The organism is Candidatus Rickettsia tasmaniensis, assembly GCF_036857515.1.
GTDB classification, from domain to species: Bacteria; Pseudomonadota; Alphaproteobacteria; order Rickettsiales; family Rickettsiaceae; genus Rickettsia; species Rickettsia rickettsii.
On sequence record NZ_JAQCNX010000047.1, the window covers coordinates 1 to 3,769 of the forward strand.

Sequence of the window (3,769 nt, forward strand, 5' to 3'; positions counted from 1 at the left end):
AATACATAACGCTGCTAGCGATAGCACCTATACACATAGTTAAAAACATCGATCTCCAAGCAGTTCTAATTACATTGGAAAAAGGTGCTTTAAGAACTTGTTTCTTTTTCTCAAGCATTTTAAAAATCGGTGTTTCCGATACACGCAATCGCAAGTAAAATCCTGCAAGACCCATAAATCCGCCAAGCAGAAAAGCAAAACGCCAAGCAAAATCTATATGAGAGAAATAACGTTCTATTATAATACCGATAAATGTTGCAATTAAGGTACCGGCGATATTTGAACCATGTACTAAACCTGCCGTAAAACCCGGTCTTAAATTTTGACGATGTTCAAGGATAAAAATAGCCGCTCCCGTTCCTTCACCGCTAATACATAAACCTTGAATAAGCCGCATTATAACTAGAGTTATAGGGGCATAAATCCCAATACTTGCATATGAGGGTATGAGGCCCATAATAAAGGTCGGAATAGTCATACCTAGCATCGAGATTATTAAAGCGATACGTCTACCGTATCTATCACCGATATAACCGAATAATATGCCTCCTATCGGTCTTGTCAGAAAGCCAACCGCAAATACTCCAAGGCTTAGAAGAATTCTAATGAATTCTGATTCGCCTGGAAAAAAAACTTGTAAAAGACATAATTATCGTACCTATATCCTTTGTATCCGAGCATGTTGAAACACTAGTAGAGCTTGATATTGAATATAAATTAATTGCAGATAAATATGAAATTCAATATACCCGAATTCCGACACTTGGAACAAATAAAATTTTTATTAATAGTTTGACAAATATATTGCTACGATTTATTAATAAGGTTGATACTAATTTAGTTATGAGTAGCTCTAGTACAAGAATATGTCCAAACGAATTTACTAAATGTTTGTGTAAATTAACAAATTAATAAGGAAAAGAATGGCAAGTTACTATCTATGGTTTAAGTCAGTCCATCTGATATCTGCTATATGTTGGATGGCAGGACTTCTTTATTTACCTAGAATATATGTTTATCATATCAAAGCTAAAATAGGTAGTGAGCTAGATAGTACTTTACAAGTAATGGAGCTAAAATTACTCAGATTCATTATGAATCCGGCAATGATTAGCACATTTATTTTTGGTTTAATAAATGCTCATATTTACGGGTTTGTTGCTCTTGATACTTGGTTTCACGTTAAAATGTTTGCAGTATTAATTTTAGTGATATTTCACGGTTTACTTGCAAGATGGCGAAAAGATTTTGCAAATGGTAAGAATGTCCATTCAGAAAAATTTTATCGCATAGTTAATGAGATTCCGGCTATTTGCATGATTGTTGCAGTGATTATGGTTATAGTGAAACCATTTGACTAGTATACTCTTTTTATTTAAAAGGGATTGTTAAAGATATATCGTCATTGCGAGCAGGAAATAATAACAAATGGTGGTTTTCAGTAGTCGACGTAGTAGGAGCATTGACTGATAGTAGTAACCCTGGAGCTTATTGAAGAAAACTAAAACAAAGGTTAAACGAAGAAAAAAGTGAGGTCGTGACAAATTATCATGGACTGAAATTAACTGCCACAGATGGAAAAAAATATATAACAGACTGTATAAATACAGAGTCATTACTTCATATTATACAATCTATTCCTCCAAAGGCAGAACTGTTTAAACAATGGCTTGCTAAAGTCGGTTATGAGAGGATTCAAGAAATTTCTGATCCGGAAAAATCAATTGATAGAGCAAGGGATAATTGGAAATGACACGGTCATAGCGAGAAATGGATTCAACAACGTATGATGGGGGTAGGAAACACGAAATAAATTAACTGATTACTGGAAAAATCATGAAGTAACAAAAGAGAATGAATTTGCTATATTAACTGTAAAAAAATTTGTTATAGTGAAATGCATTGAATTAGATGATCTTTATAAGAAATATTTTATTTTTTTAAGGATATAGCGAATATCGCTAATGCCAACCCATTTACGATATGAGATATATTATTTAAAAATTAAAAAATGAAATAGAAATGTCACCTAATTCAATGCATTTCACTATAAACCAAGGATTGCATCGGTTTTGTGGAAAATACTCTCACTTTTGACAGAAGTTTCAACACACCGAAATAGCATTTTGCCATTCCGGTTATGATTTTAAAAAAGTCAATTAAACTTTACTTCAGGTGGCAATGACATTAATATTGCTTCGACATTTCCATCGGTCATTAAGCCGAATTTAGTACCGCGGTCATATAGCAAATTAAATTCTACATATCTACCTCGCCTTATAAGCTGGTATTCTTTCTGCTCAGCTGTCCAAGGTAAAAATAACTTACTTCTAACAATTTCAGGATATACCGACAACAAAGCCTTACCTACGTCCTGTGTAAAGGCAAAATCCTGTTCAAAATTACCGTTATTTAAGTAATCATAGAATATTCCGCCTACTCCTCTCGGCTCTTTTCGATGCTTTAGATAAAAATATTCATCACATTGCTTTTTGAATTTAGGATAATAGCTAGAATCATACTTATCGCACGCTTCTTTAAAAGCTGCATGAAACTTTACAGTTTCATTTTCTTCCGGATAAAAAGGTGTTAAATCGCCACCGCCGCCAAACCAACTTTTAGAAGTTTCTATATAACGAGTATTAAAATGCATAGCGGGAATTAGCGGCGATTTAAGATGTGCAACTAATGAAATGCCTGTTGCAAAGAATTTCCCGTCTAGCTCTGCTCCTGGAATTTCGCTGCGGAATTCGGGAGAAAATCCACCGAATACGGTAGATATATTAACCCCAACTTTTTCAAATACTTCTCCTTTCATGAGAGACATGACACCGCCACCACCGCCGTTACGTTGCCAGCTTGAGCGTACAAACTTAGCTGGTTTTAAACCTTTGGTTTGTACATATTCTTCTTCGATTTTTTCAAATTCTTTGCACAATAAATCACGTAAATTAGTAAACCAACTACTTGTTATTTCTTTATTTTCTATGTTCATAATTATTAAGCAACGATTTAATTACTTTCCTCATCATATACATAATCACTAAAAATACGGCAGCAATGATCATAATATAAAAAGCTGGAGCATAAAATAAGCCTGTGCGCTCTACAAGCCAACGAGAAATAATAGGTGAAGTTCCGCCGAATGTCGCTATTGCAAAATTGTAGCTGAAAGCAACACCGGTAAATCGTTGTTCTGCCGTAAACAAGGATATAACGAGTATATAAGCTGTACCTGCTATGCTTCCTGCGAGCATACCAAGCATTGTAAGAGCTATAATTTGTTGCCACATCTCTTCTGTCGACATAAGTAACATGGTCGGTAAAATCAATATCAAGATAGCAACACCAACAAGCATTGCCATTTTAAATTTTCCGATAATATCGGCAGTACCGCCGGCAAGCGGCATCGCTATCATCGCAATAAATGAACTATACGCTAAATATGATAAAGCAATAGTATTACTAAGATGCATTACATTATAATAGAAAACATTTATATATGTTTTTACTAAATACATAACGCTGCTAGCGATAGCACCTATACACATAGTTAAAAACATCGATCTCCAAGCAGTTCTAATTACATTGGAAAAAGGTGCTTTAAGAACTTGTTTCTTTTTCTCAAGCATTTTAAAAATCGGTGTTTCCGATACACGCAATCGCAAGTAAAATCCTGCAAGACCCATAAATCCGCCAAGCAGAAAAGCAAAACGCCAAGCAAAATCTATATGAGAGAAATAACGTTCTATTATAATACCGATAAATG

Annotated in this window: 4 protein-coding genes and 2 pseudogenes; 3 read left to right on the top strand and 3 right to left on the bottom strand. The window is 34.4% G+C overall.

From position 1 onward, the window contains the following. Positions 1 to 649: pseudogene (locus O6R16_RS07630) on the bottom strand (MFS transporter); the annotation flags it as partial. Here O6R16_RS07630 and O6R16_RS07635 point away from each other — a divergent pair. From O6R16_RS07635 to O6R16_RS07645, 3 genes and pseudogenes are all read left to right on the top strand, one after another. Next, a pseudogene (locus O6R16_RS07635) lies at positions 616 to 912 on the top strand (ferrochelatase); the annotation flags it as partial. The pseudogenes O6R16_RS07630 and O6R16_RS07635 sit on opposite strands and share 34 nt — an antisense overlap. 11 nt (positions 913 to 923) lie before the next feature. Further along, positions 924 to 1,361 (top strand): protoporphyrinogen oxidase HemJ, encoded by a 438-nt coding sequence (gene hemJ / locus O6R16_RS07640; protein WP_499680670.1) that lies wholly within the window; start codon positions 924 to 926, stop codon positions 1,359 to 1,361. 176 nt (positions 1,362 to 1,537) lie between these two features. After that, positions 1,538 to 1,753, top strand: coding sequence for a BRO-N domain-containing protein (locus O6R16_RS07645; protein WP_499680671.1), 216 nt, complete (start codon positions 1,538 to 1,540; stop codon positions 1,751 to 1,753). A gap of 402 nt (positions 1,754 to 2,155) precedes the next feature. Here the strand turns inward: O6R16_RS07645 and hemF are convergent, their stop codons facing one another. Then, positions 2,156 to 2,995, bottom strand: a complete 840-nt coding sequence (gene hemF / locus O6R16_RS07650; RefSeq protein ID WP_499680672.1) for an oxygen-dependent coproporphyrinogen oxidase — start codon at positions 2,993 to 2,995, stop codon at positions 2,156 to 2,158. Further along, positions 2,979 to 3,769 (bottom strand): MFS transporter (locus O6R16_RS07655; protein ID WP_499680673.1); only part of this gene is annotated, 791 nt, incomplete at its 5' end. The genes O6R16_RS07655 and hemF, both read right to left, overlap by 17 nt.

Excerpts from the sequence above, each read along its gene's own strand:
- hemJ (WP_499680670.1), top strand. The coding sequence starts at position 924 with ATGGCAAGTTACTATCTATGGTTTAAGTCAGTCCATCTGATATCTGCT.
- hemF (WP_499680672.1), bottom strand. The coding sequence starts at position 2,995 with ATGAACATAGAAAATAAAGAAATAACAAGTAGTTGGTTTACTAATTTA.